The 21516-nt window shown below is 66.5% G+C and carries 20 protein-coding genes; 9 read left to right on the forward strand and 11 right to left on the reverse strand.

Annotated elements, in window-relative coordinates; translation table 11 throughout:
- The first annotated feature begins 24 nt into the window (after positions 1-24).
- From AC3WVS_RS00765 to AC3WVS_RS00795, 7 genes are read left to right on the forward strand one after another with little or no spacing between them, the layout of a single operon-like run.
- A complete protein-coding gene (locus tag AC3WVS_RS00765) occupies positions 25-1224 on the forward strand; it encodes a thiolase C-terminal domain-containing protein (protein ID WP_492316945.1) in 1200 nt (399 codons plus the stop codon).
- A gap of 12 nt (positions 1225-1236) precedes the next feature.
- Positions 1237-1761 (forward strand): Zn-ribbon domain-containing OB-fold protein, encoded by a 525-nt coding sequence (locus tag AC3WVS_RS00770; RefSeq protein ID WP_492316946.1) that lies wholly within the window; start codon positions 1237-1239, stop codon positions 1759-1761.
- A 4-nt stretch (positions 1762-1765) separates the two neighbouring features.
- Positions 1766-2242: a Zn-ribbon domain-containing OB-fold protein gene (locus tag AC3WVS_RS00775; RefSeq protein ID WP_492316947.1), complete on the forward strand. Its 477-nt coding sequence runs from the start codon at positions 1766-1768 to the stop codon at positions 2240-2242.
- A 54-nt stretch (positions 2243-2296) separates the two neighbouring features.
- Entirely contained in the window at positions 2297-3853 is a 1557-nt protein-coding gene (locus tag AC3WVS_RS00780) for a class I adenylate-forming enzyme family protein (protein WP_492316948.1), read from the forward strand.
- Positions 3854-3873: 20 nt separating this feature from the next.
- Positions 3874-5070, forward strand: a complete 1197-nt coding sequence (locus AC3WVS_RS00785) for a lipid-transfer protein (protein ID WP_492316949.1) — start codon at positions 3874-3876, stop codon at positions 5068-5070.
- 46 nt (positions 5071-5116) lie between these two features.
- A complete protein-coding gene (locus AC3WVS_RS00790; RefSeq protein ID WP_492316950.1) occupies positions 5117-5896 on the forward strand; it encodes an enoyl-CoA hydratase/isomerase family protein in 780 nt (259 codons plus the stop codon).
- 52 nt (positions 5897-5948) lie between these two features.
- Complete coding sequence (locus tag AC3WVS_RS00795; protein WP_492316951.1) at positions 5949-6773, forward strand: SDR family oxidoreductase; 825 nt, start codon at positions 5949-5951, stop codon at positions 6771-6773.
- Positions 6774-7059: 286 nt separating this feature from the next.
- On the opposite strand, the gene AC3WVS_RS00800 is transcribed toward AC3WVS_RS00795, so the two are convergent.
- Positions 7060-8511 (reverse strand): sensor domain-containing diguanylate cyclase, encoded by a 1452-nt coding sequence (locus AC3WVS_RS00800; protein ID WP_492316952.1) that lies wholly within the window; start codon positions 8509-8511, stop codon positions 7060-7062.
- Between the two features lie 304 nt (positions 8512-8815).
- Here AC3WVS_RS00800 and AC3WVS_RS00805 point away from each other — a divergent pair, with 304 nt between their 5' ends.
- Positions 8816-9847, forward strand: coding sequence for a patatin-like phospholipase family protein (locus tag AC3WVS_RS00805; RefSeq protein WP_492316953.1), 1032 nt, complete (start codon positions 8816-8818; stop codon positions 9845-9847).
- Here the strand turns inward: AC3WVS_RS00805 and AC3WVS_RS00810 are convergent.
- From AC3WVS_RS00810 to AC3WVS_RS00855, 10 genes are all read right to left on the reverse strand, one after another.
- The gene (locus AC3WVS_RS00810) at positions 9828-10472 is read right to left on the reverse strand and encodes an HD domain-containing protein (RefSeq protein ID WP_492316954.1); all 645 of its coding nucleotides are present in this window, start codon (positions 10470-10472) and stop codon (positions 9828-9830) included. The genes AC3WVS_RS00805 and AC3WVS_RS00810 overlap by 20 nt on opposite strands.
- Positions 10469-13936, reverse strand: a complete 3468-nt coding sequence (locus AC3WVS_RS00815; protein WP_492316955.1) for an adenylate/guanylate cyclase domain-containing protein — start codon at positions 13934-13936, stop codon at positions 10469-10471. The genes AC3WVS_RS00810 and AC3WVS_RS00815 overlap by 4 nt, the downstream gene beginning before the upstream one ends.
- 140 nt (positions 13937-14076) lie before the next feature.
- Complete coding sequence (locus AC3WVS_RS00820; RefSeq protein WP_492316956.1) at positions 14077-14397, reverse strand: Rieske (2Fe-2S) protein; 321 nt, start codon at positions 14395-14397, stop codon at positions 14077-14079.
- 1 nt (position 14398) lies between these two features.
- Positions 14399-14767 (reverse strand): SUF system Fe-S cluster assembly protein, encoded by a 369-nt coding sequence (locus tag AC3WVS_RS00825; protein WP_492316957.1) that lies wholly within the window; start codon positions 14765-14767, stop codon positions 14399-14401.
- 4 nt (positions 14768-14771) lie between these two features.
- The gene (gene sufU, locus AC3WVS_RS00830) at positions 14772-15218 is read right to left on the reverse strand and encodes a Fe-S cluster assembly sulfur transfer protein SufU (protein ID WP_492316958.1); all 447 of its coding nucleotides are present in this window, start codon (positions 15216-15218) and stop codon (positions 14772-14774) included.
- Complete coding sequence (locus AC3WVS_RS00835) at positions 15218-16486, reverse strand: SufS family cysteine desulfurase (protein WP_492316959.1); 1269 nt, start codon at positions 16484-16486, stop codon at positions 15218-15220. The genes sufU and AC3WVS_RS00835 overlap by 1 nt, the downstream gene beginning before the upstream one ends.
- Entirely contained in the window at positions 16483-17814 is a 1332-nt protein-coding gene (gene sufD, locus AC3WVS_RS00840) for a Fe-S cluster assembly protein SufD (protein WP_492316960.1), read from the reverse strand. Before sufD ends, AC3WVS_RS00835 begins: the two co-directional genes overlap by 4 nt.
- Entirely contained in the window at positions 17811-18557 is a 747-nt protein-coding gene (sufC, locus tag AC3WVS_RS00845) for a Fe-S cluster assembly ATPase SufC (RefSeq protein ID WP_492316961.1), read from the reverse strand. Before sufC ends, sufD begins: the two co-directional genes overlap by 4 nt.
- Positions 18558-18569: 12 nt before the next feature.
- Positions 18570-20018 (reverse strand): Fe-S cluster assembly protein SufB, encoded by a 1449-nt coding sequence (gene sufB, locus AC3WVS_RS00850; RefSeq protein ID WP_492316962.1) that lies wholly within the window; start codon positions 20016-20018, stop codon positions 18570-18572.
- Positions 20019-20049: 31 nt separating this feature from the next.
- Entirely contained in the window at positions 20050-20520 is a 471-nt protein-coding gene (locus AC3WVS_RS00855) for an SUF system Fe-S cluster assembly regulator (RefSeq protein ID WP_492316963.1), read from the reverse strand.
- A 156-nt stretch (positions 20521-20676) separates the two neighbouring features.
- Here AC3WVS_RS00855 and AC3WVS_RS00860 point away from each other — a divergent pair, with 156 nt between their 5' ends.
- On the forward strand, positions 20677-21387 hold the full coding sequence (locus AC3WVS_RS00860; RefSeq protein WP_492316964.1) for an SDR family oxidoreductase: 711 nt from the start codon (positions 20677-20679) through the stop codon (positions 21385-21387).
- Positions 21388-21516: the final 129 nt, after the last annotated feature.

Consider the following 21516-nt stretch of genomic DNA (forward strand, 5'->3'; position numbering starts at 1 on the left):
GCGGCGCCGCAACGGAGAAACAGTATGAATCGCAGAGTGGCAATCGTCGGCTTCGGCCAGACGGAAATGATGGCGCGCAGTCCGCTGACCAAGGCGGAGCTGGCCAACCAGGCCGTGCGCCGGGCGCTGGAAGATGCGCAGATCACGATGAAGCAGGTCGAAGAGATCGTGCTGGCCGACATCGACTACGTGTCGGGCACGGCGGAGTCGGAGATGGAGCTGGCCGACTGGGTGGGGCACTGCCGCAAGCCCGTGGTCAAGATCGAGACCGGCGGCACCGTGGGCGGGTCGGCGGCGCTGTCGGCGGTGCATCACATCGCAGCCGGCGCCTGTGACGTTGCGCTGGTTTCGGCAACGGCGAAGTTCGTGGGCCCGCCCCCGGGCACGCTGCCGCGCGGGCCGTTCCTGCAGGCGGCGATCAACTCGGGCCTGCACGCGCTCACCGAGAAATGGTGCAGCGTGGGCGCCGTGGGGACCTTCTCCCTGATGGCAAGCTCCTATGTGAAGCTGTCCGGCTGCACCGAAGAAGCTGTTGCCATCGCCCGGGTCAAGGCCGCCAACAACGCCTTGAAGAACCCCTATGCACATCTGCGCGAGCACCTGACCGTGGAGGACGTGCTCAAGTCACCCATGCTGACGGCACCGATGCGCCAACTCCACATGTGCCCGATCACCGAAGGCTCGGCGGCGATGATCTTTGCCAGCGAGGAGGTGGCGCACAAGCTCACCAAAAAGCCGGTGTGGGTGAAGGACATGGTCACCATCCACTCGGCCCAGCACTGGGCTGCCCTGCAGGACTTCATCGCGCCCAAAGAGCGTTGCGTGCTGCCAAGCCTGGCCAAGGCGTGCGAGGTGCTCTACAAGCGCAATGGCATCACGCATCCAGCCAAGGAGCTCGACGTGATCGAGATGTACGAGCCCTGCACCTGGGCCGAACTGGTGTGGATGGAAACCATGGGCCTGTGCGAACCGAACCAGGCTTGGAAGCTGATGGGCAGCGGCGCCACCGATATCGACGGTGAACTGCCCATCAACCCTTCCGGCGGGGTCACCTGCACCAACCCCGGCGTTCCCTCGACCCTGCTGCGTTACGGCGAGCTGGCCCTGCAGATCCGCGGCGATGCCGGCGAACACCAGGTGCCGCGCGATGTCAGGCTGGGCCTCGCCACCGGCTTCGGCGGCACCGGCTGGACGCCGCTGATGCTGCTGTCCAAGGACAAGTAAGGAGGAATGGCAATGAGCACCGAGCAACCCGAAACCCTTCCCGTGCCGCCGACGCGCCTGCGCACGCCCTGCTTCATGGAATACCCGCTGGGCCTGTTCAACGGCAGGTTCTCGCGCGAGATGCGCGACCACGGCCGCCTCATGGGCATGGTCTGCCGCCATTGCGGCTTCACCATGCTGCCGCCGCAGGCCGTATGCAGCGTGTGCCATGGCGAGAACTTCGACGACCCGCAATGGGTGGAAATGGGGCCCGAGGCCACCGTGGCCGGCTTCATGTCGTTCAACATGCCGTTCATCGATACCAACGACCTGTCGGTGCAGTCGAGCGCCTACCCGGTCGGCGTGCTGATGGTCGATTCGCCCGGCCGCACCGCCGGCTTCCTGTGGCACTACATCGGCGAAACCGACCTGGACAAGGTGCACAACGGCATGCGTGTGCGTGCCGTGTTCCGGCCCGAGGCCGAGCGCAAGGGGTTGATGACTGACATCCTCTACTGGGAGCCCGTGCGGGACCCGGGCACGACACAAGGAGACTAGGACCATGTATCCCGCTTACCTGGAAGACGCGGAGCCGGCCATCCTGCGCCAGCCGGTGCTGTATGCCGACATCAACTACGACGTGGGCGAAACCAACGGCCGCTTCTTCGCCGCGCTGCGCGACCACGGCAAGATCACCGCGACGCATTGCGCCGCCTGCGCGCGCACCTACGTGCCGCCACGGCTGTCCTGCCCCGAGTGCTTTGCCGAGCTGCGCGACTGGGTCGACGTCAGCGACACCGGCACGCTGGTGTCCTACACCATTGTGCGCGAGCCCGGGATGTTGCAGCCGGTGGCCCGCCCCTACGTCCTGGGGTTGATCCGCCTCGATGGCGCCGACACCGCGCTGGCGCACTATCTCGGCGAGATCGATCCTGCAGCCGTGAAGCCCGGCATGCGCGTGCGCGCCGTCCTGGCGGACGAGCGCATGGGCAACATCTGGGACATCCGCTATTTCAAACCGGTCGGCGACAACGCCTGATCGAGATCCGGCGCGCCCTCGGAGGCGCGTAAGCCGGACCTCAGGAGACAAGACATGGCGATCATTGATTTCTTCGACCGCGGCTGGCAGATCGCTCCCGATGCCGTGGCCTATGTGATGGATGACGAGGCGTTCACCTTCGACGAGGTGGGGACACTTTCATGTCGCATCGCGCACGCGCTGCTCGCTGCGGGCATGGGACGCGGGAAAATCGGGGCGGTGCTGGGCGCCAACCATCCCACCGCGTGGACCTGCACACTGGGCCTGTGGCGCGCAGGCATGGCGTGGATGCCGGTCAATCCGCGCGGCTCGGTGGAAGAGAATCAGCAACTGCTGGACGGCTTCGATTGCGAAGTGCTGTTCTTCCAGAAGGCGTTCGCTTCCGTGGTTGGGGCGATGCGCCCGAACCTGCCCAAGGTCCGGCTCTATGTCTGCATCGAGGAGGCCGTGCCCGGCGCGACGGGCTTGCCCGACTGGATAACGGGGCAGCCGGCGCGCCGGCCGCAGGTTCCGTACGAGCCGGACGACACCGTTGCCGTGATGCCGACCGGCGGCACGACGGGGCTGCCCAAGGGGGTGATGAACACCCATCGCAGCTTCCAGGCGTTCTGCGCGCAGTTCATGATTGCCTGCAGCTACCGTGCGGACGAGAAGATCGTGAACCTGGCCGCCGCGCCAATGACGCACACCGCGGGCGTGCTGTCGCTGCCGTGCACCGCGCGCGGCGGCACGGTGGTGGTGCTGACCAGGCCGGATCCCGCCGCGCTGGTCGAGGCGATCGAAAAGCACCGGGTAACCGAGTTCTTCCTGCCGCCGACAGTGATCTACCGGTTGCTCGATACGCCTGGCATCGCGCAGCACGACTACGCTTCGCTGAAGTACTTCATCTGCGGCGCGGCACCGATGTCGGCCGAGAAGCTGCGCCGCGCGCTGGCGGTGTTCGGGCCGGTCATGATGGAAGCCTATGGGCAGACCGAAGCGCCCGGATCGATCGCGATCAAGCGGCCGGAGGAGAACTTTGTTGGGGGCAGCGTTGCCGACGATGCGCGGCTGCTTTCGTGCGGCCGTCCCAGTCCGCTGGTACGCGTGGCGATCATGAACGAGTGCAACGAGCCGCTCGGCACCGGCGAGAGCGGCGAGATCTGCGTGCGCGGCGACCTGGTCATGAAAGGCTACTACAACGCACCGGAGAAGACCGACGAGGCGATCGTCGACGGCTGGTTGCATACCGGCGACATCGGGCACATCGACGGCGACGGTTATCTGCGCATCACCGACCGCAAGAAGGACATGGTCATCACGGGTGGCTTCAATGTCTATCCCAGCGAAGTCGAGCAGGTGATCTGGACCCACCCCGCGGTGCAGGACTGCGCGGTCATCGGCGTGCCGGACGCCAACTGGGGCGAGGCCGTCAAGGCGGTGGTCGAGCTGAACCCGGGCATGGACGTGAGCGGCGCGGAACTGATCGCGCTGTGCAAGGAAAAGCTGGGCAGCGTGAAGGCGCCGAAATCGGTGGACTTCGTCGATTCCCTGCCGCGCAGCCCGAACGGCAAAGTGCTGAAGAAGGACCTGCGCACGCCATACTGGGCCGCGCAGCACCGCAGCATCTGAATACAGACGCGAGACTATCCATGCGCAGCAATGTATTGATCGCCGGCGTCGGCATGGTGCCGTTCAAGCGCCCCGGCCAGAGCGAACCCTATGACGTGATGGCCGAGACGGCGGTGCGCACGGCGCTGGCCGATGCCGGCATCGCCTACAGCCTGGTGGAGCAGGCCTTCGCCAGCTTCGTGTATGGCGACTCGTGCTCGGGCGAACGTGCGCTCTACCGGGTGGGCATGACCGGCATCCCGATTACCAACGTCAACAACAACTGTGCTTCCGGCTCTTCGGCGCTTTACCTGGCGCGCCAGGCGGTGCTGGCGGGCGCGGCCGAATGCGCGCTCGCGGTCGGCTTCGAGGAAATGCAGCCCGGCGCGCTGGACCGGGTGTTTCCAGGCTATGCCGATCCGCTGGAACGCCACCGCGAGAGCGTGGCGGCGGCGATGGGCTTTGGCGAAAACGAACGCGCGCTGCCGCCGGCGCTGATGATGTTTGGCTCGCAGCTTGAATGGACCGCGCGCGAGCTGCATATTCCGGACGAGGTGTTTGCGCGGATCGCCGTCAAGGCGCGCGCGCATGCCAGGCACAATCCTTATGCGATCTTCCGCGACCCGCTCACGGTCGAGGAAGTGCTGGCCGCGCCCACGGTCTGGGGGCGCCTGCGCAAGCTTTATGCGTGCCCGCCAAGCTGCGGCGCTGCCGCGGTGATCGTGTGCAGTGACCGGTTCGCACGGCGCCACGGACTGCGCACGGATGTGGCGATTTTGGCGCATGAGATGGGCAGCGATATCGCGGCGGACCTCGACCCACCCAACGTGCCCGATGCGCTGAGCCGGGGCGCGGCACGGCGCACGGCAGACCGCGCCTACGCCACAGCCGGCGTGGAGCCGCACGACATCGACGTGGCCGAAGTGCACGACTGCTTCGTCAGCAACGAATTGCTCACGTACGTGTGCCTGGGCTTCTGCGACGAGGAAGACCTCGAGCGCTTCGTTGTCGAGGGGCGTAACACCTACGGCGGCCAGGTGGTGGTGTGTCCATCAGGCGGCCTGCTGTCCAAGGGGCATCCGCTGGGCGCAACCGGGCTGGCGCAGATCACTGAGCTCACCACCCAGTTGCGCGGCAACGCTGGCCATCGGCAAGTCGAGGGCGCCCGTATGGCGCTGCAGCACAACGGCGGATTGGGCACCGCGGTATCGGTCGCGATCCTGCGGCGGCAAAGCTGAGCCGGCCTTCGCTCAACGACCGGACACTATCAACGGGAACCCCATCATGACCCAGTCCGTCCTGCTGACGCGGCAAGACGCCATTGCCACCATCACGCTGAACCGGCCCGAGCGGGGCAATGCGATCGACGCGGATGCGGTGCGCGCGCTGATCGGGTGCATCGACGAGGTCGCCGCGGATACCGCGGTACGCGTGGTCGTGCTGCGTGCCGCCGGGCGGCAATTCTGCGCCGGGGGCAACATTGACGCCTTCCTCCACGCCGGTGCCGGACTGCCGTCCATGCTCGACGCGCTGCTTGGCCCGCTGCATGCCGCCCTGTACCAGCTCGCCACGCTGCCGGTACCAGTGATCAGCGCAGTCAACGGGCCGGTTGGCGGTGGCGGCATCGGCCTGGCCCTGTGCGCGGACGTCGTGCTGGCCGCCGAGTCGATGAAGCTGCGCGGCGGCTATTCCGCGATTGGCCTCACACCCGATGCCGGGTCGTCATGGTTCCTGACGCGCCGTGCCGGCGCCATGCGTGCCAAGCACATCTTCTTCACCAATGTGGCGCTTTCCGCGCAGCAGTGCCTTGAGATGGGAATCGTATGCGAGGTGGTCCCGGACGCTGAGCTTCCGGCGCGTACGGAGGCGCTGGCTGAAGCGCTGGCGCGCGGCGCCACCGCGGCGCTGGGGCGGATCAAGCACCTGGTCGACGGCGCGCACGAGAGAACCCTGCAGGCGCAGCTCGGACTGGAGCACCGACTGATGGTCGAGTCCGCTGCCAGTGCCCATGCCGCCGAAGGCATTGCCGCCTTTGCCGAAAGGCGTGTGCCCAGGTTCGACTGACAACCGGACGCCAGGCGGCTCCAGCCGGGCAGCGTCCTTCACGAGGATAGTCATGCAAGTCAATCTCGATTTCACGGGCCGCCACGTCTTCGTGTTCGGCGGTACCACCGGCATCAACTTTGGGATCGCCGAGGCCTTTGCCAGGCAGGGTGCCAGCGTGACGGTGGCCAGCCGCAAGCAGGAAAATGTCGATGCCGCGTGCAAGCAGCTGGCGCAATCCGGCGCACCGGTCCATGGTGTCTGCGCCGACGTGCGCGACTTCGACGCGGTCGGCCGCGCGTTCGCCGAAGCGGTCGAGCGCCTGGGCCCTGTCGATGTGCTGGTCTCCGGCGCCGCCGGAAACTTTCTGTGCGAGGCCAGGCACATGTCGTCGAACGGCTTTCGCGTGGTGGTCGACATCGACCTGGTCGGCACCTTCCACGTGCTGCGCCAGGCCTACAGCTACCTGCGCAAGCCTGGCGCAGCGGTGATCAATATCACCGCGCCACAGTCCTTCGTGCCGATGCGCTACCAGGCACATGCCAGCGCGGCCAAGGCCGGGGTTGACCAGCTGACGCGCGTGCTTGCGCTCGAATGGGGCGGGGATGGCATTCGCATCAACTCGATCTCGCCAGGGCCTATCGAGGGCACCGAGGGCTTCCGGAGGCTGATGGCACCCACCGATCAGGACCGTGCTGCCGCGCAGGCATGCGTGCCGCTGCAGCGGTTCGGCACGGTAGACGATATCGCCAACCTTGCGCTGTTTCTTGCGTCACCCTACGCGGGCTATATCTCCGGTGCGCTGATTCCCTGCGACGGCGGCGGCGCCTTGGAGAGCGTCAAGCCGCCGCTCGAAGCGGCAGGCCGCGCGGCTGCGGCGGCCGGAAAGGGCACCTGAAAGGCGCCGCCCCGCCGGCTCGATGCGATCAAGCGGCTGCCGGCCTTTGGCTTATGGGACACCGCCGGCGGGTAAGCTGCCGCTCCGGCAAATCCCGGATGCAGCGCGCCGCGGCGGCATTCGCGCATGAGCCTTTGTAATGCCTGCTTGCGTCACGCGAAGTTTTTCGGGTCCCGGAATTCGGCCATCATGCCTGGCATGCAGACCATCTCGGGAACCATAATGACCTTCGATCTGAATGCGCAAGCGGTTCCCTTGATCGTTGACGGAAGGCATCCTGCGTAGTTCAAGGCGCCGTTGCCACTGCCATCGTCGTGCCGAAGGTTGCAACGCAATTGCGCCCGGAGCGCTTGGCCAGGTAAAGCGCTTCGTCGCCGGCACGGAGGAAGGCGCGCAGCTCCGCGAAATCCTTTTCGTTGCCGGGGCTGTTGGCATCGGTCACCGCACCGATGCTGACCGTCAAGTGCCCGTCGGCGCCGGCCGAGTTCGGAATCTGCAAGGCCTCGATGGCGGCGCGGATGGCCTCCGCCATGGCGGCCGCGCCGGCAGCGTTGGTGTGCGGCAGCAGGATGGCAAACTCTTCGCCGCCATAGCGCCCCGCATAGTCGCCCGGCCGCCGCACCTGGCGCTGGATGCAGGCGCCCACCGCGGCCAGCGCATCGTCACCGGCCTGGTGGCCGTAGCGGTCATTGAATTCCTTGAAGTGGTCGACGTCCAGCATCAGCAGCGACAAAGGCTGGCTGTGGCGGCGCGCGCGCCGCCATTCCACGTCGGCGGCGTCGTCCAGCGCACGGCGGCTGCCAAGACCGGTCAGGCCATCGGTGTTGACCATCCAGCGCAGGTGCTCTTCCATCTCGGCGCGGCGCCGCCATTGGCGCGACAGCAATACCGAGAGCGCGATGATGGCGGCGTCCAGCGCGATGATCAGCGCCCCGAACACCCAGGCGCGCTTGTACCACGGTGCCAGCACGTCGTGGGTGGCGCGTCCCACCACGACCAGCAGCGGAAAGCCCGGAATGCGCCTGAAGCTGTAGAGCCGCTGCACTCCGTCGACTGCCGCGACGCCGATAAACGTGCCTTGCGTGCCTTGCAGCAGCGGTGCAAACGACGGGCTGCCGGAGATGTCGCGCCCGATCGATTCGGCTTCATAGGGCCGCCGCATGATGATGGTGCCGTCCGTGCGCAGCAGCGTCAGGGTGCCGCCCGCGCCAAGGCTTACGCCATCGAACAGCTTGCGGAAGTAGTTCAGGCGCAAGGTGCCGACCACGATGCCGGCAAAGCTGCCGTCCGCCCCGGAGAGCCGCCGGCTGATGCCGATGGACTTGTTCTCCGGCGTCAGGCGCGGCTGGAACGGCCGGCTCAGGAACAGGCCGCTGTGATCGCCGCTGCGGTGGGCCTGGAAGTAGTCGCGGTCGGAGACGTTGACCGGGCGCGGCGGCCACTGGTGCGAGTCGAACACCAGCGTGCCGTTGGCGTCGGTGACCAGCAGCGAGCCCATGTCTTCGGCATTGATCGAGCGGTCGAACAGCAGCCGCTGGCGCAGCGCCGGCGGCTGCGCCAGCAGTGCGGGGTCGTGCATGGCTTCCACCACGCCCCCGATCGCCAGCTCGTGGATCTGCAGGTTGCGCGTGATGCTGCGTTCCAGCGTCAGCGCCAGGTTGGCCGAGGCCTCGCCGGCATTGTCCAGTGCATCCCTGCGCATCTGCACCAGGGCGAGCGCGCCAAGGGCCGCGATCATGCAGACCAGGACAAGGCTGGCGGCAACGATCAGGGAGGCCGGGCGGAAAGTGGCTTTGCGGGCCGGAAAGTGAGGTATTTGACGCACGAAGGAAAGCTGTTCTGCTTTTATGCGGCCATTGTAGTACCTGGCCGCAGCCTGGCTCAGTTGCGTTATGCGCCAGCGCCGGAGCATGCGGCCCTGGCTCCCATCTGGCCAGGGCATACCTGCTGTGTGCCACTGCGCGCGTCCGGCACTACGCTGCACGCACAGTTCTTCCCTACACTTGAGCATGGCGGGTTGCCGCCGCTGAAGGGAAGAACGCATGCAGCCAGAGCCTGCACAACCCAAGCCTGTGGCGCTCGCCCTGCAGGGCGGCGGCATGCATGGCGCCTTTACCTGGGGCGTGCTCGACCGGCTGCTGGAGGACGGCAGGCTGGCGATCGAAGGCGTCAGCGCCACCAGTGCCGGGGCCATGAACGCCACCGTGCTGGCCTACGGGCTGCTGCAGGGCGGCAGTGACGGCGCACGCCTGGCCTTGCATGATTTCTGGGAGGCGATCGCGCACTCGGCGCAGCGCTACAACCCGTTCCGGTGGCTGCCTTGGTTCAAGAGCAGCCATACGCTGGGCCTGAACCATTCGCCGATGTATGCGATGGCCGACATCGCGCTGCGCCTGCTGTCGCCGTACCAGTTCAATCCCAACAACCTCAATCCGCTGCGCGACGTGCTCGGCAGCCAGGTCGACTTTGCGGCACTGCGCGAGCATTGCCCGATCCGGCTGTACCTGTGTGCGACCAATATCGAGACCAGCCGGATACGCATCTTCCCGCCCGAGGAACTCAGCATCGACGCCGTGCTGGCCTCGGCCTGCGTGCCCACGCTGTTCCAGGCGGTCAGCATCGACGGCCAGCACTACTGGGATGGCGGCTATGTCGGCAACCCGGCGATCTTCCCGCTGATCTATCACTGCCAGACCCACGATGTGGTGATCGTCCATATCAACCCGATCGTGCGCCACGGCGTGCCGACCACGGCCGCGGATATCCTGAACCGCGTCAATGAGGTCAGCTTCAACTCGTCGCTGATGCGCGAGATGCGCGCCATTGCCTTCGTCACGTCGCTGATCCAGCAGGGCAAGCTCGACGGCACTGAAATGAAGGAGGTGTGGATCCATTCGATCCGCTCGGACCAGACCATGGCCGCGCTGGGGGTCTCCACCAAGTACAACGCCGACTGGGATTTCCTGTGCTCGCTGCGCGACAAGGGCCGCGCAGAAGCGAGCCGGTGGCTGGAGCAGCACTACGACAGCGTGGGCCAGCGCTCCAGCATCGATATCAGCGGAGAGTTCCTGTAGGCCAGGCCGGCTGCGCCAGTCGCCACGTCAGGTTGGCCCGTGCCTGCGCCTCGTAGCGCGCCTGGAACAGGTCGGTGGTGTAGATGCGCGGGCTGGCCAGCAGCGCACCCAGGAAGGCGCGCTCGGCGGCGTCATAGGCGGCGTCGTCCAGGTCGGTGCGTTCGGCGCGCAGGTTGGCGCCATTTTCCTGGAAGCGCGCGCGGCTGCAGCCCAGCGCCGCCAGGTCGATGTCGGCGGTGAAGCGGCCGGCCAGGCTAGCCGGCACTTCGGCGTGGGTGGTTTCCAGGATCAGGGCGGCCACGCGCGCGGCGGCGGCGATGCTGCCAGCCGACCAATGGCGCAACCATGCGGCGCTGCGTTGCTCGTTGTCCGTGGCGCCGGGCACGTAGATGACGTCGTGGCACCAGAGCGCCAGTTCCACCTCGTCGGTATCCGGTATCGCGCTGCGCGCCCAGTCCAGGTCTTGCAGGCAGCGGCGGACATGGTCGAGGGTGTGGTAGTGCCGCGTCGGCTCACCGTAGCAACGGGCGAGATCTGCATAGGCGTCGGCCGCGTGCGTGCCGCCCGCACGTGTCCACAGCGCGATGAAGCGGTCTTGCAGGGGGAGGCCTGGCGTCGAGGTCATGCGTGGGGGCGCTCCGGGGTATTGGCCAGGTCGGCCGCCAGCGCTGCAAGCAGCGCCTGGGCCTCCTGCCAGTCCGCGGTGTCGGTGCCCTCGCTGAAGCTGCCGTGGACCCGCGCCAGCACTTCACGCGCCGCGTCGACCTTGCCTTGTTGCCGCCACAGCCGGGCCAGGCTCAGGGTGGCCTGCAGCTCCAGCGGCTTTGCACCTTGTTCCTGGGCGACCGTGATGGCCCGCTGGAAGCAGGCCTCGGCTTCCTCCTGCGCGGCCGGCGACGGAGGGCGCTCTGCCGACAGCTGCAGCAGAATCTCGGCGCGCAGCCGGTACACGGTTGCCTCGTCGAGCCGCTCTCCGGTCTCTTCCACCAGCGCTTGTGCCTGCGTTAGCACGTCCAGCGCGGCGGTGATCTGGCCGGCCTTGCCGCAGGCATCGGCAACCAGGGCCAGCAGGTTCGGCATGCCCAGCCTGCCGCCGGTGGCCTCATAGGCGGCCACGCCCTGGCGCATCAGCGCGATGCCTTCCTGGTGACTGCCCAGCTCCGCCATGGCCCAGCCCTGCAGCACGGTGCCCCACGCCAGGTAGATCGGAAAACCCTGTTCGCCCGAGATGGCGATGGCGGCTTCGGCGTATTCCTGTGTCAGCCGGACTTCGTGCCGGCAGCGATGCTGTTCCGCGGCAAACACCAGGCACAGCGCAAGGTTGTACGCATCCGGGCGGGAGCGGGCCATGGCCAGCGCCTCCTGGCAGCGCGCCAGTGCCTGGTCCGCCAACCCCTGGTACCACAGGATCCAGCCCAGCGTACTGGTGGCGTGGACGGCCGGGTCGCGCCCGTAGCCCGTCAGGAAGTCGTACGCCGGTTGCTCAGGATGCGGCACCGCGAGCACCGCCTCAACATGCTTGCGCGCGGCGTCCAGCATGCCAAGGCGGAACAGCGTGGCGCCGATCGCGCGATGGCCCTCCGCCAGCTGCTTGGGCTTCTGCGACTTCATGGCCAGCGCAAGCAGCCGCTTGCCCAAAGGCAGCGAGACCTGGTATTGCGCACGCAGCTGATAGAAGGCCCATAGCCCCAGTTGTGCCGAGAACAGGTAGGGCGTCTGCTGGCCTTGCTCGCACAAGGCCAGCGCCCGCCGGTAATTGCCCTCGACTTCGGGCGATGCCTGGCCCCTGGCCGCAATCAGGGCGGGCCCGAGCGCAAGCAGCAGCGTCAGTTCCTGGCGCGCGCGTTCGGCACTGTCGGGTTGCCGCTTGAGCAGGTCGATGGCGGTGCTCAGGTGCCGGATCGCTTCGGCCTGCGCCGAGCGCAGCAGGGCCTGCTGGCCGGCGCAGTGCAGGTACTCGACCGCCTTCGGGATGTTGCCGCTGTTGCTATAGTGGTGCGCCAGTTCGCTGCAGTAGTCCTTGAGCCGGCCATGGAAGAGCGCCTCGATGGCCTGGGCGGAGCTTTCATGCAAGGCGCTGCGCCGCTCGGTGAGCAGCGAGCTGCCGGCCACCTCCTGGGTCAGCGCGTGCTTGAAGGCGTACTCGACCTCAGGGAATGCCGGCCGTTCGTAGATGAAATCCGCAGCCTGCAGGTCGGACAGCAGCGGATGCAAGTGGTCTTCTGGCAAGCCGGTCACGCGCAGGACCAGGCTCAGCGGGAACTCCTTGCCGATCACGGCCAGGGTCTGCAACAGCTCCTTCTGGGCCAGCGGCAGCCGGTCGATACGGGCGGCCAGCACGCCTTGCACGGTGGTGGGGATATGGAGCAGGGCCGGCGCGGTCTCGATGCGGTAGCAGCCGGGCTGGCCGAGCAGCGCGCCTTCCTCGGCCAGGGTCTGGACCACTTCCTCCATGAAGAAGGGGTTGCCTTCGGTCTTGTCGAGGATCAGCCGCTTCAGCGGCACCAGGCTGCGGTCGTCCCCGAGCAGGGCCGTCAGCAGTTCCTGCGCCTCCGCCTGCCCCAGCGGCTGCAGCTGCAGCTGCGAATAATGCCCGTCCGCATTCCAGCGATGGCTGTACTCCGGCCGGTAGTTCACCAGCAGCAGGATCCGCGCGCCGGGCACATGGTCGATCAGCATGTTGAGGAAGGCCTCGGTCTCACCGTCCAGCCATTGCAGGTCTTCGAAAATGACTTCCAGCGGCTGGTTTAGGCTTTCCCGGACCAGCAGCCGCGCAATCGCCTCGAAGGTGCGCTGGCGCCGGATGGTCGGGTCCATGGTCGGCAACGGCGAGTCGGGCTCGATGGTGCCGAGCAGGTAGAGCAGGTAGGGCAGGTGTTCTTCCAGCGAACGGTCCAGCGTCAGCAGCCTGCCGGTCATCTTTTCGCGGCAGCTGCGGTCGCCGTCCTGCGCCGTGATCTGGAAATAGCTCTTCAGCATCTCGATCAGCGGCAGGTAGGCAAACGCCTTGCCGTGCGAGACCGAGAAGGTCTCCAGCGCCAGGCAGCCCTGCTGCGACCTGACCTTGAATTCATGGAACAGCCGGGACTTGCCGACCCCCGCTTCGCCGACCACTGCAACAATGCGCCCGTGCCCCGCCTTGGCCTGCCCCAGCGCCGCGTGCAAGTGCGCCAGCTCATCCTGGCGCCCGACAAACCTGGCCAGGCCGCGGTGCGCCGCCACCTGCAGGCGCGTGCGCAAGGCGCCCAGGCCGACGACTTCATATACCGCGAGCGGATCCCGCACGCCCTTGACATGGGTGGTCCCCAGCGCGGTGAACTCGAAATAGCCTTCGGTGAGCTTGTGGGTCGATTCACTGACCAGGATCGACGCCGGCGTGGCAATCCCCTCCATGCGCGAGGCGATATGGATGGTGTGCCCGACCGGATCGTAGTCGGTGTGCAGGTCATCCTTGCGGATCGAGCGCACCACGACTTCGCCGGTATGGACGCCGATCCGGATCTGCAGCGGGATGCCTTGCTCCAGCCGCACCCGGTCGCTGTGGCGATGCATCGCGTCCTGCATGCGCAGCGCCGCGTAGAGCGCGCGCAAGGCATGGTCCTCGTGGGCAATCGGGGCGCCGAACAGCGCCAGGATGCCGTCGCCGAGGAACTTGGCCACATAGCCCTCATAGTGGTGGACGGCTTCCATCATCAGCGTCACCACGGGGTCGATCAGCCGGCGCGCGTCTTCGGGGTCGAGGTCCTGCGTCAGCGCGGTCGAGCCCGCCATGTCGGCAAACAGCGCGGTGATGGTCTTGCGCTCGCCGGCAGTCTCGCCCCTGGCCTCCATTGCCGCCTGCTCGGCCAGGATGCGCCCGGCAAGGTGGGGCGGGGTGTAGAGGACCGGGGCCGTGGCCGCGGCCGGCATTGGCATGGAAACGGTGCCGGCCGGTGTGTCGGACAGCGCAAAGCCGCAAGCGCGGCAGAACTTCGCGGCTGCAGTGGCCTCCTCGCCACACTGAGGGCAGGCTCGGCCAAGCTTCGCCCCGCACGCCTCACAGAAGTTGGCTCCCGCAAGGTTCGCGAAACCGCAACTGGTGCAGCGCATTTCGCCTCCTGGCCGTCGTTGGTCGCCTGGACGGTACTCAAGACTATTAGAGGCGGGATCGGCGGGGATGGCAAGGCGGTGCCGCCTGGTGACAGCGCGTCCAGGCCGCCCCAGGCCAGGTGACTGATCGGGGCGTGCGCTTATTCCCCGCGCTCGTCCCTGACCTGCACCTTGCCGTCCGCCACCCGGACCGGGAACGTCGCCACCGGCTCGTAGGCGGGCGGGGACAGCGCCTCGCCCGTCAGCAGGGAAAAGTGCGAGCCGTGGCGCGGGCAGACGACTTCCTGGCCTTCCACGTCGCCGCCGCAGAGCGGCTCGGCCTCATGCGAGCAGAGGTCCTCGATGGCGTAGTAAGTGCCATCCACATTGAATACCGCGACCTGGACGCCATCGACATCGACGCTGCGGCAAGTGCCGGGCGCGAAGTCCTCGGCTCGGGCGACATCGATCCACTCGCTCATCTCAGAGCAGCCCCAGTTCCAGGCGTGCCGCCTCGCTCATCCGTTCCCTCGACCAGGGCGGGTCCCACACCAGTTCCACCTCGACCTCGTCCACCCCGCTGGCTTCCATCACGGCGCTCTCCACCACGCCGGGGAAGGTCTGCGCCACCGGGCAGCCCGGCGCGGTCAGCGTCATGCGGATCCCCACCTTGCCGCTGGCTTCGTCCACCGATAGCTGGTAGATCAGGCCAAGGTCGTAGATATTGACCGGGATTTCGGGATCGTACACTGTGCGCAAGGCCGCTATCACCCGCCCCTCGAGGCTGTCCGGCTCAGCCTCGAACCTGTCTTCGTGGTCCCTGGCCTTGTGCAGCCAATCGATCATGCTCATGGTTTTACTCCGTTGAGACCGGCCTGGCGCTGTTCTCCAAAGCGGCTTGCATGGTATGCCAGGCCAGGGTGGCGCACTTCACGCGTGCCGGGAACTCGCGCACGCCGGCCAGGACCTCCAGCTTTCCCATCGGCACTTCGGACTGCCCCGGCTCTCCGGTCACCAGCGCGTGGAAGCTGTAGAACAGGACTCGCGCCTGGGCCTCGGTCTTGCCTTTGAGCGCTTCCGTCATCAGCGACGCAGAGGCAGTGGAGATGGCGCAGCCCGAGCCCTCGAAGCTGGCGTCCTCGATCACCCCGTCGCGGATTCTCAGGTACAGCGTCAGCCGGTCGCCGCACAGCGGGTTGAAGCCCTCGGCGCTGCGGTTCGCTGCCGCCAGCCGTCCGAAATTGCGCGGGGAGCGGCTGTGGTCGACGACCACTTCCTGGTAGAGGTTGCGCAGGTCAGGCATCAGGCGAATGCCTCCTGTGCCGCGCGCACGGCAGCAAACAGTGCATCCACTTCTTCACGCGTGTTGTACAGCGCGAAGGATGCGCGCACCGTGGCCGGCACGCCGAAGCGCTCCATCACCGGCATGGCGCAATGGTGGCCGGCACGGACCGCCACGCCGTGCTGATCGAGGATGGTGCCGACATCGTGGGGATGGATGCCGTGCAGCGTGAACGAGAGGATGCTCGCCCTGTCGGCTGCCGTGCCGATCATGCGCAGGCCGGCGATCTTCGCTGCCTGTGCGCTGGCGTAGGCGAGCAGCGCGTGCTCGTGGGCGGCGATGGCTTCCAGGCCGAGCGCGCGTACATAGCCGATGGCGGCGCCAAGTGCGATGACGCCGGCGATATTGGGGGTGCCGGCCTCGAACTTGTAAGGCAGCTCGTTGTATGTGGTCTTGCGGAACGTGACCTCGCGAATCATGTCCCCGCCGCCCTGGTAAGGCGGCATGGCATCGAGCAGCGCGGCCTTGCCGTAGAGCACGCCGACGCCGGTGGGGCCGTAAAGCTTGTGCCCGGAAAACGCGTAGAAATCGCAATCGAGGGCCTGCACGTCGACCTTGAGGTGCGGAACGGCCTGGGCGCCATCGATCAGCACCGGGATACCATGGTCATGCGCCAGCTCGATGATGTGCCGCACCGGGTTGACGGTGCCCAGCGCGTTGGAGAGGTGCGTCAGCGCGACCAGCCTGGTGCGCGGGCCGAGCAATCGCGCGAACTCCTCCAGCATCAGCTCGCCGGCATCGTTGATCGGCGCCACCTGCAGCAAGGCGCCGGTGCGCTGGCACGCCAGTTGCCACGGCACGATATTGGAGTGGTGCTCCATCGCGCTGATCAGGATCTCGTCGCCCGGGCGCAGGCGCTGGCCGAAGCTTGCCGCCACCAGGTTGATGGCCTCGGTGGTGCCGCGCACGAACACGATTTCCTCGCGCCCGGCGGCGCTGATCAGGTCTCGCACTGCGTCGCGCGCGGCCTCGTAGGCATCGGTGGCGCGCTGGCTCAGGGTATGCACGCCGCGGTGGATATTGGCGTTGAGCGCGCCGTAGTAATGCGCCTCGCAAGCGATCACGCTTTGCGGCTTCTGGGTGGTAGCGGCGTTGTCCAGGTAGACCAGCGGCTTGCCGTTGATGGTCTGGCGCAGGATCGGGAAATCCTGCCGCAGCCGCTCTACCTCCAGGCTGGCGACCGGCAAGGCGCGCTCCACGGCCATCAGTTCATGCGCTGCCGTGTTCATGGCAGCTCCTTCACAGGCTCAGGCAGCTTGCCGCGCAAGAGCGTTTCCAGCCGCGTGCGCAATGGGGCCGGGCCGAGCCGCCTGACGACCTCTTCGGCGAAGGCAAAGGTCAGCAGGGCACGCGCCGCGGCATCGTCCATCCCGCGCGAGCGCAGGTAGTAGATCTGCTCGGCGTCGAGCTGGCCGACGGTGGCGCCGTGGCCGCATTTGACGTCGTCGGCATAGATCTCCAGTTGCGGCTTGGTGTCGACCTCGGCCTGGTCGGACAGCAGCAGGTTGCGGTTGGACTGGTGCGCATCGCTGTGCTGGGCATCGGCATGTACCACCACCTTGCCGTTGAAGACGGCGCGCGAGGCGCCCGCCAGTACGCCCTTATACAACTCGCGGCTCTTGCTGTGCGGGCTGGCGTGGTCGACGCGGGTATGGTGGTCGACATGCTGCCGCCCCGCGGTCATATACAGCCCGTCCAGCGAGCACTCGGTATGCTCGGCATTGAGCCCGACTTCGATGTCGACCCGCGCCAGGGCGCCGCCCAGGGCAAAGGAACTGGAGGCGCAGCGGCTACCCTGCCGCTGGTCCAGGTTCACGCCGGCGATATGGAAGGCCTTGAGGCTCTCCTGCTGCAGCTTGTGATGTTCGACCAGAGCATCGCGCTCGGCAACGATGTCAGTGATGGTATTGGTGCAATAGCCCACGCCATCCAGGCCCGCGTGGTGCTCCACGATGCAGACCTGGCTGCCGGCTTGCGCCACCACGAGGTTGCGCGCATGGATTGCCACCTCGCCAGCCGTGGCGAGGAACAGCAAGTGAATCGGCTGTTCCGGGACGATGCCGGCCGCCACGCGGATATAGGCACCGTCGGTCATGAACGCCATGTTCAAGGCGGCGAAGCCGGACGGGTAGTCGCTTGCGCGACGCAACAGCAGCGCTTCCAGGCAGTCCGGCGCGCGCTCCAGCATCGCGGCGAGGCTGGCCAGCTCCATGCCCGCAGGCAGGGTGCCGATGCGCGACCATTGCGGCTGGTGCGCGCCATTGATGAACACCATCAGGTGCGCGCCGGCCAGGGCAAGCGTCTCGATCCGGGCTGCCACCGCGGGGTCCAGGCTGTCGCCGGCCTGCGGCAGTGCCACGGCAAAGCGGCTTCGCTCGAGTGCGGCCACGCTGGTGTATTTCCAGTCCTCCTGGCGCAGCGTCGGGAACCCGGCCTGGGCAAAATGATCCAGCGCCTGCCGCCGCGCGTGCGCAAGCCAGCCCAGACGGCGGCCGGGCAGTGCGCCCTCGACGCGGGCGAACTCGGCGAGATAGTGCTCCAGTCCGCTTGCGCTCATGTCGAAGACTCCATCGCGGCATAGCCGTGCCGCTCCAGTTCGCGCGCCAGCTCCGGCCCGCCGGACCTGGCGATGCGGCCTTGCGCAAGCACGTGGACCTGGTCCGGCACGATGTAGTCGAGCAGGCGCTGGTAGTGCGTGACCAGCACAATCGCGCGTTGCGGGCTGCGCATGGCCTCGATGCCTCTGGCGACGATCTTGAGCGCATCGATGTCGAGGCCGGAGTCGGTCTCGTCGAGAATGGCGAGCCGCGGCTCCAGCACTGCCATCTGCAGGATCTCGTTGCGCTTCTTCTCGCCGCCTGAGAAGCCCTCGTTCACCGAACGGTAAAGCAGGTCCTGGTCCATCTCCATGAGCTGGAGCTTGTCCTTGACCAGGGCGAGAAAATCCATAGCGTCCAGCTCCGGCTCGCCGCGGTGCTTGCGGATTGCGTTGAGCCCCGCCTTGAGCAGGTAGATATTGGAGACGCCGGGAATTTCAACCGGATACTGGAAAGCGAGGAAGATGCCCGCGCGGGCGCGCTCCTCCGGCGGCATGCCAAGCAGGTTGGTGCCGTCATAGAGGACTTCGCCCTCTGTCACGGTAAAGCGGTCGCGCCCGGCCAGCACGTGGGCCAGGGTGCTCTTGCCCGAACCGTTCGGGCCCATGATCGCGTGCACCTCGCCGGCCTTCACGCTGAGGTCGATGCCGTGCAGGATGGGCTTGTCGTCTACGCTGACATGCAGCTTGCGAATCTCAAGCATGGCGGCCTTCTTTCATCCGATACTGCCTTCCAGGCTCACGCCCAGCAGCTTCTGGGCTTCCACCGCGAATTCCATCGGCAGCTCCTTGAATACTTCCTTGCAAAAGCCGTTCACGATCATCGAGACTGCATCCTCCGCACTGACGCCGCGGCTCTGGCAGTAGAACAACTGGTCCTCGCCAATGCGCGAGGTGGAGGCCTCGTGCTCGACCTGGCCGGTGGCGTTCTTCACCTCGATGTATGGGAAGGTGTGGGCGGCGCATTTGTCGCCCAGCAGCAGCGAATCGCATTGCGAGTAGTTGCGCGCGCCGACCGCGCTCCGGGCCATCTTCACCAGCCCGCGATACGCGTTCTGGCCGTGGCCGGCCGAGATGCCCTTGGAAAGGATGGTGCTCCTGGTGTTCCTGCCGAGGTGGGTCATCTTGGTTCCCGTGTCGGCCTGCTGGTAGTGGTTGGTCAGCGCGACCGAATAGAACTCGCCGACCGAATCGTCGCCCTGCAGGATCACGCTCGGATACTTCCAGGTGATGGCGGAGCCGGTCTCCACCTGGGTCCACGAAATCTTCGAGCGTGCGCCGCGGCAGTCGCCGCGCTTGGTGACGAAGTTATAGATGCCGCCCTTGCCATCCTTGTCGCCCGGATACCAGTTCTGCACGGTCGCGTACTTGATCTGTGCGTCTTCCAGCGCGATCAGCTCCACCACCGCGGCATGCAGCTGGTTCTCGTCGCGCATCGGCGCGGTGCAGCCTTCCAGGTAGCTGACGTAAGCGCCCTGGTCGGCGATGATCAGGGTGCGCTCGAACTGGCCGGTGTTGCTGGCATTGATGCGGAAGTAGGTCGACAGCTCCATCGGGCAGCGTACCCCGGGCGGGATATAGCAGAACGAGCCGTCGCTGAACACGGCGGAGTTGAGCGTGGCGAAGAAGTTGTCGGTATAGGGCACGACCGAGCCGAGATACTGCTGCACCAGCGCCGGATGGTCCCGCACCGCCTCGGAAAACGAGCAGAAGATGATGCCGAGTTCGCCCAGTTTCTGCTTGAAGGTGGTGGCCACCGAGACACTGTCGAATACCGCGTCCACGGCCACGCCGGCAAGCAGCTCGCGCTCGTGCAGCGGCACGCCCAGCTTTTCGTAGGTGCGCAGCAACTCCGGATCGACCTCGGCCAGCGACTTCGGTCCGGCCTTCTGGGAGCGCGGCGCGGCATAGTAGGCGATTGCCTGGTAGTCGATGGGCGGGTGCGTCACCGTCGCCCAGTGCGGCTCGGACATCGTCAGCCAGTGGCGGAAGGCCTTGAGACGCCACTCCAGCATGAACTCCGGCTCGCCCTTGATGGCCGAGATCATGCGGATCACGTCCTCATCCAGCCCGCACGGCACCGTGTCCGTCTCAACGGCGGTGTAGAAGCCATGCTTATAGCCTTGGCTGATCAGTTCATCGAGCTTGCGTGCCGGGGTTGCCATGGTCTGCCTTCGCTTGCCACTGTCACCTGAATCACAAAATGTCAGCTTGCGGCCCGTTTGCGCGTCGGGCATGCAAGGCGCCGATATCCACCGGGTGTAATACCGGTTGCGCCATATCCGCCAGCGTCACGCCATTCAGTGCGCTAAAGATGACTCGATTGATCGATTGCCAGTTGGCGCGAATGGCGCACAGGCCTTCCTGCGCACACAGGCCGGCAGCGACACTGCACTCGGTCATGCCGGCCGGGCCTTCCATGGCGTCAATCACTTGTGCGATCGAAATCTGTTCCGGCGGTCGTGCCAGCAGGTAGCCGCCATTGGCACCGCGCAACGACTCCAGCAAGTGGTGCCTTGCCAGCATTTTCAGAATCTTGCTTGCCGTCGGAGCCGCCACACCGATCGCGGCGGCGACCTCGGCGGCACTGTAGATCCGGCCCGGGTTTCGCGCCAGGTGCGTCATGATCACCGTGCCATAGTCAGTCAGCTTGCTAAGTCTGAGCATTGTCGCCACCGGTATTTCTTAAATTAGAACCAATTCGGTCCGGATTTGTTCCGGCATCCCTGTTTCAAATCAGGCCGGGATGCGGAAAGCCGCTGCCAAAAGTCGCAGTCGACGGTGTATAGATGGTTATCTGCGCCAGCGAGGAGGACCTCAGGCATGGCCAACCAACCGATTACCGTCATCACTGGCGCGAGCCGCGGCCTGGGCCGCGCAGCCACGCGTCGTCTGGCCACTGTTGAAGGCCATCTGGTCGTCGCCACGGCGCGCACGCCGGCGGACCTCGCGGGGCTTGAGGCAGAGCTCCGGCTAGCGGAGCATCCGATCGCATGCCACCGCCTTGACGTCACGGAAGAAGGCTCGGCGGCCGCGCTGGCCAACTGGCTGACCGAACGCTTCGGGCGCGTGGACGTGCTGATCAACAACGCTGGTGTTTCACTCGACCACTATCACACCAGCCTGCTCGAACTGCCGCTCGAGACCCTGCGCCGCACCCTGGAAACCAATCTGTTCGGCGTGCTCCGGACTACCCAGGCGCTGGCACCGCTGCTGCGCGCCAGCCGCGCCGCCCGGGTGGTCAACCTGGCTTCGGGCATGGGACAACTGGCGGAGATGGGCCGTGGCGTGCCAGCTTACCGGATCTCGAAAACGGCGCTGAATGCCGTCACGCGTATCCTGGCCGCCGAGATGGCCGATCGCGGTATCAAGGTCAACTCGGTGTGCCCCGGCTGGTGCCGCACCGACCTGGGCGGCCCCGATGCGCCGCGCTCGCCGGAGCAGTGCATCGACACGGTGATCTGGCTGGCAACGCTGCCCGACGATGGTCCCACCGGCGGCTTCTTCCGCGATCGCCAGCCGATTCCATGGTAGCGATCAATGCTGTGACGCGCCTTCGAGCATCCGGATAGCGGCGGATTTCCCTGCTCGCAAGGGCCATGAGAAAGCCCCGCAATCTGCTATGCTGAACCAGCGGAATTGCCCATATCAGCCGGCGTCGGC

The sequence above is a fragment of the Cupriavidus sp. CPT47-8839-RL05A genome (assembly GCF_058792255.1).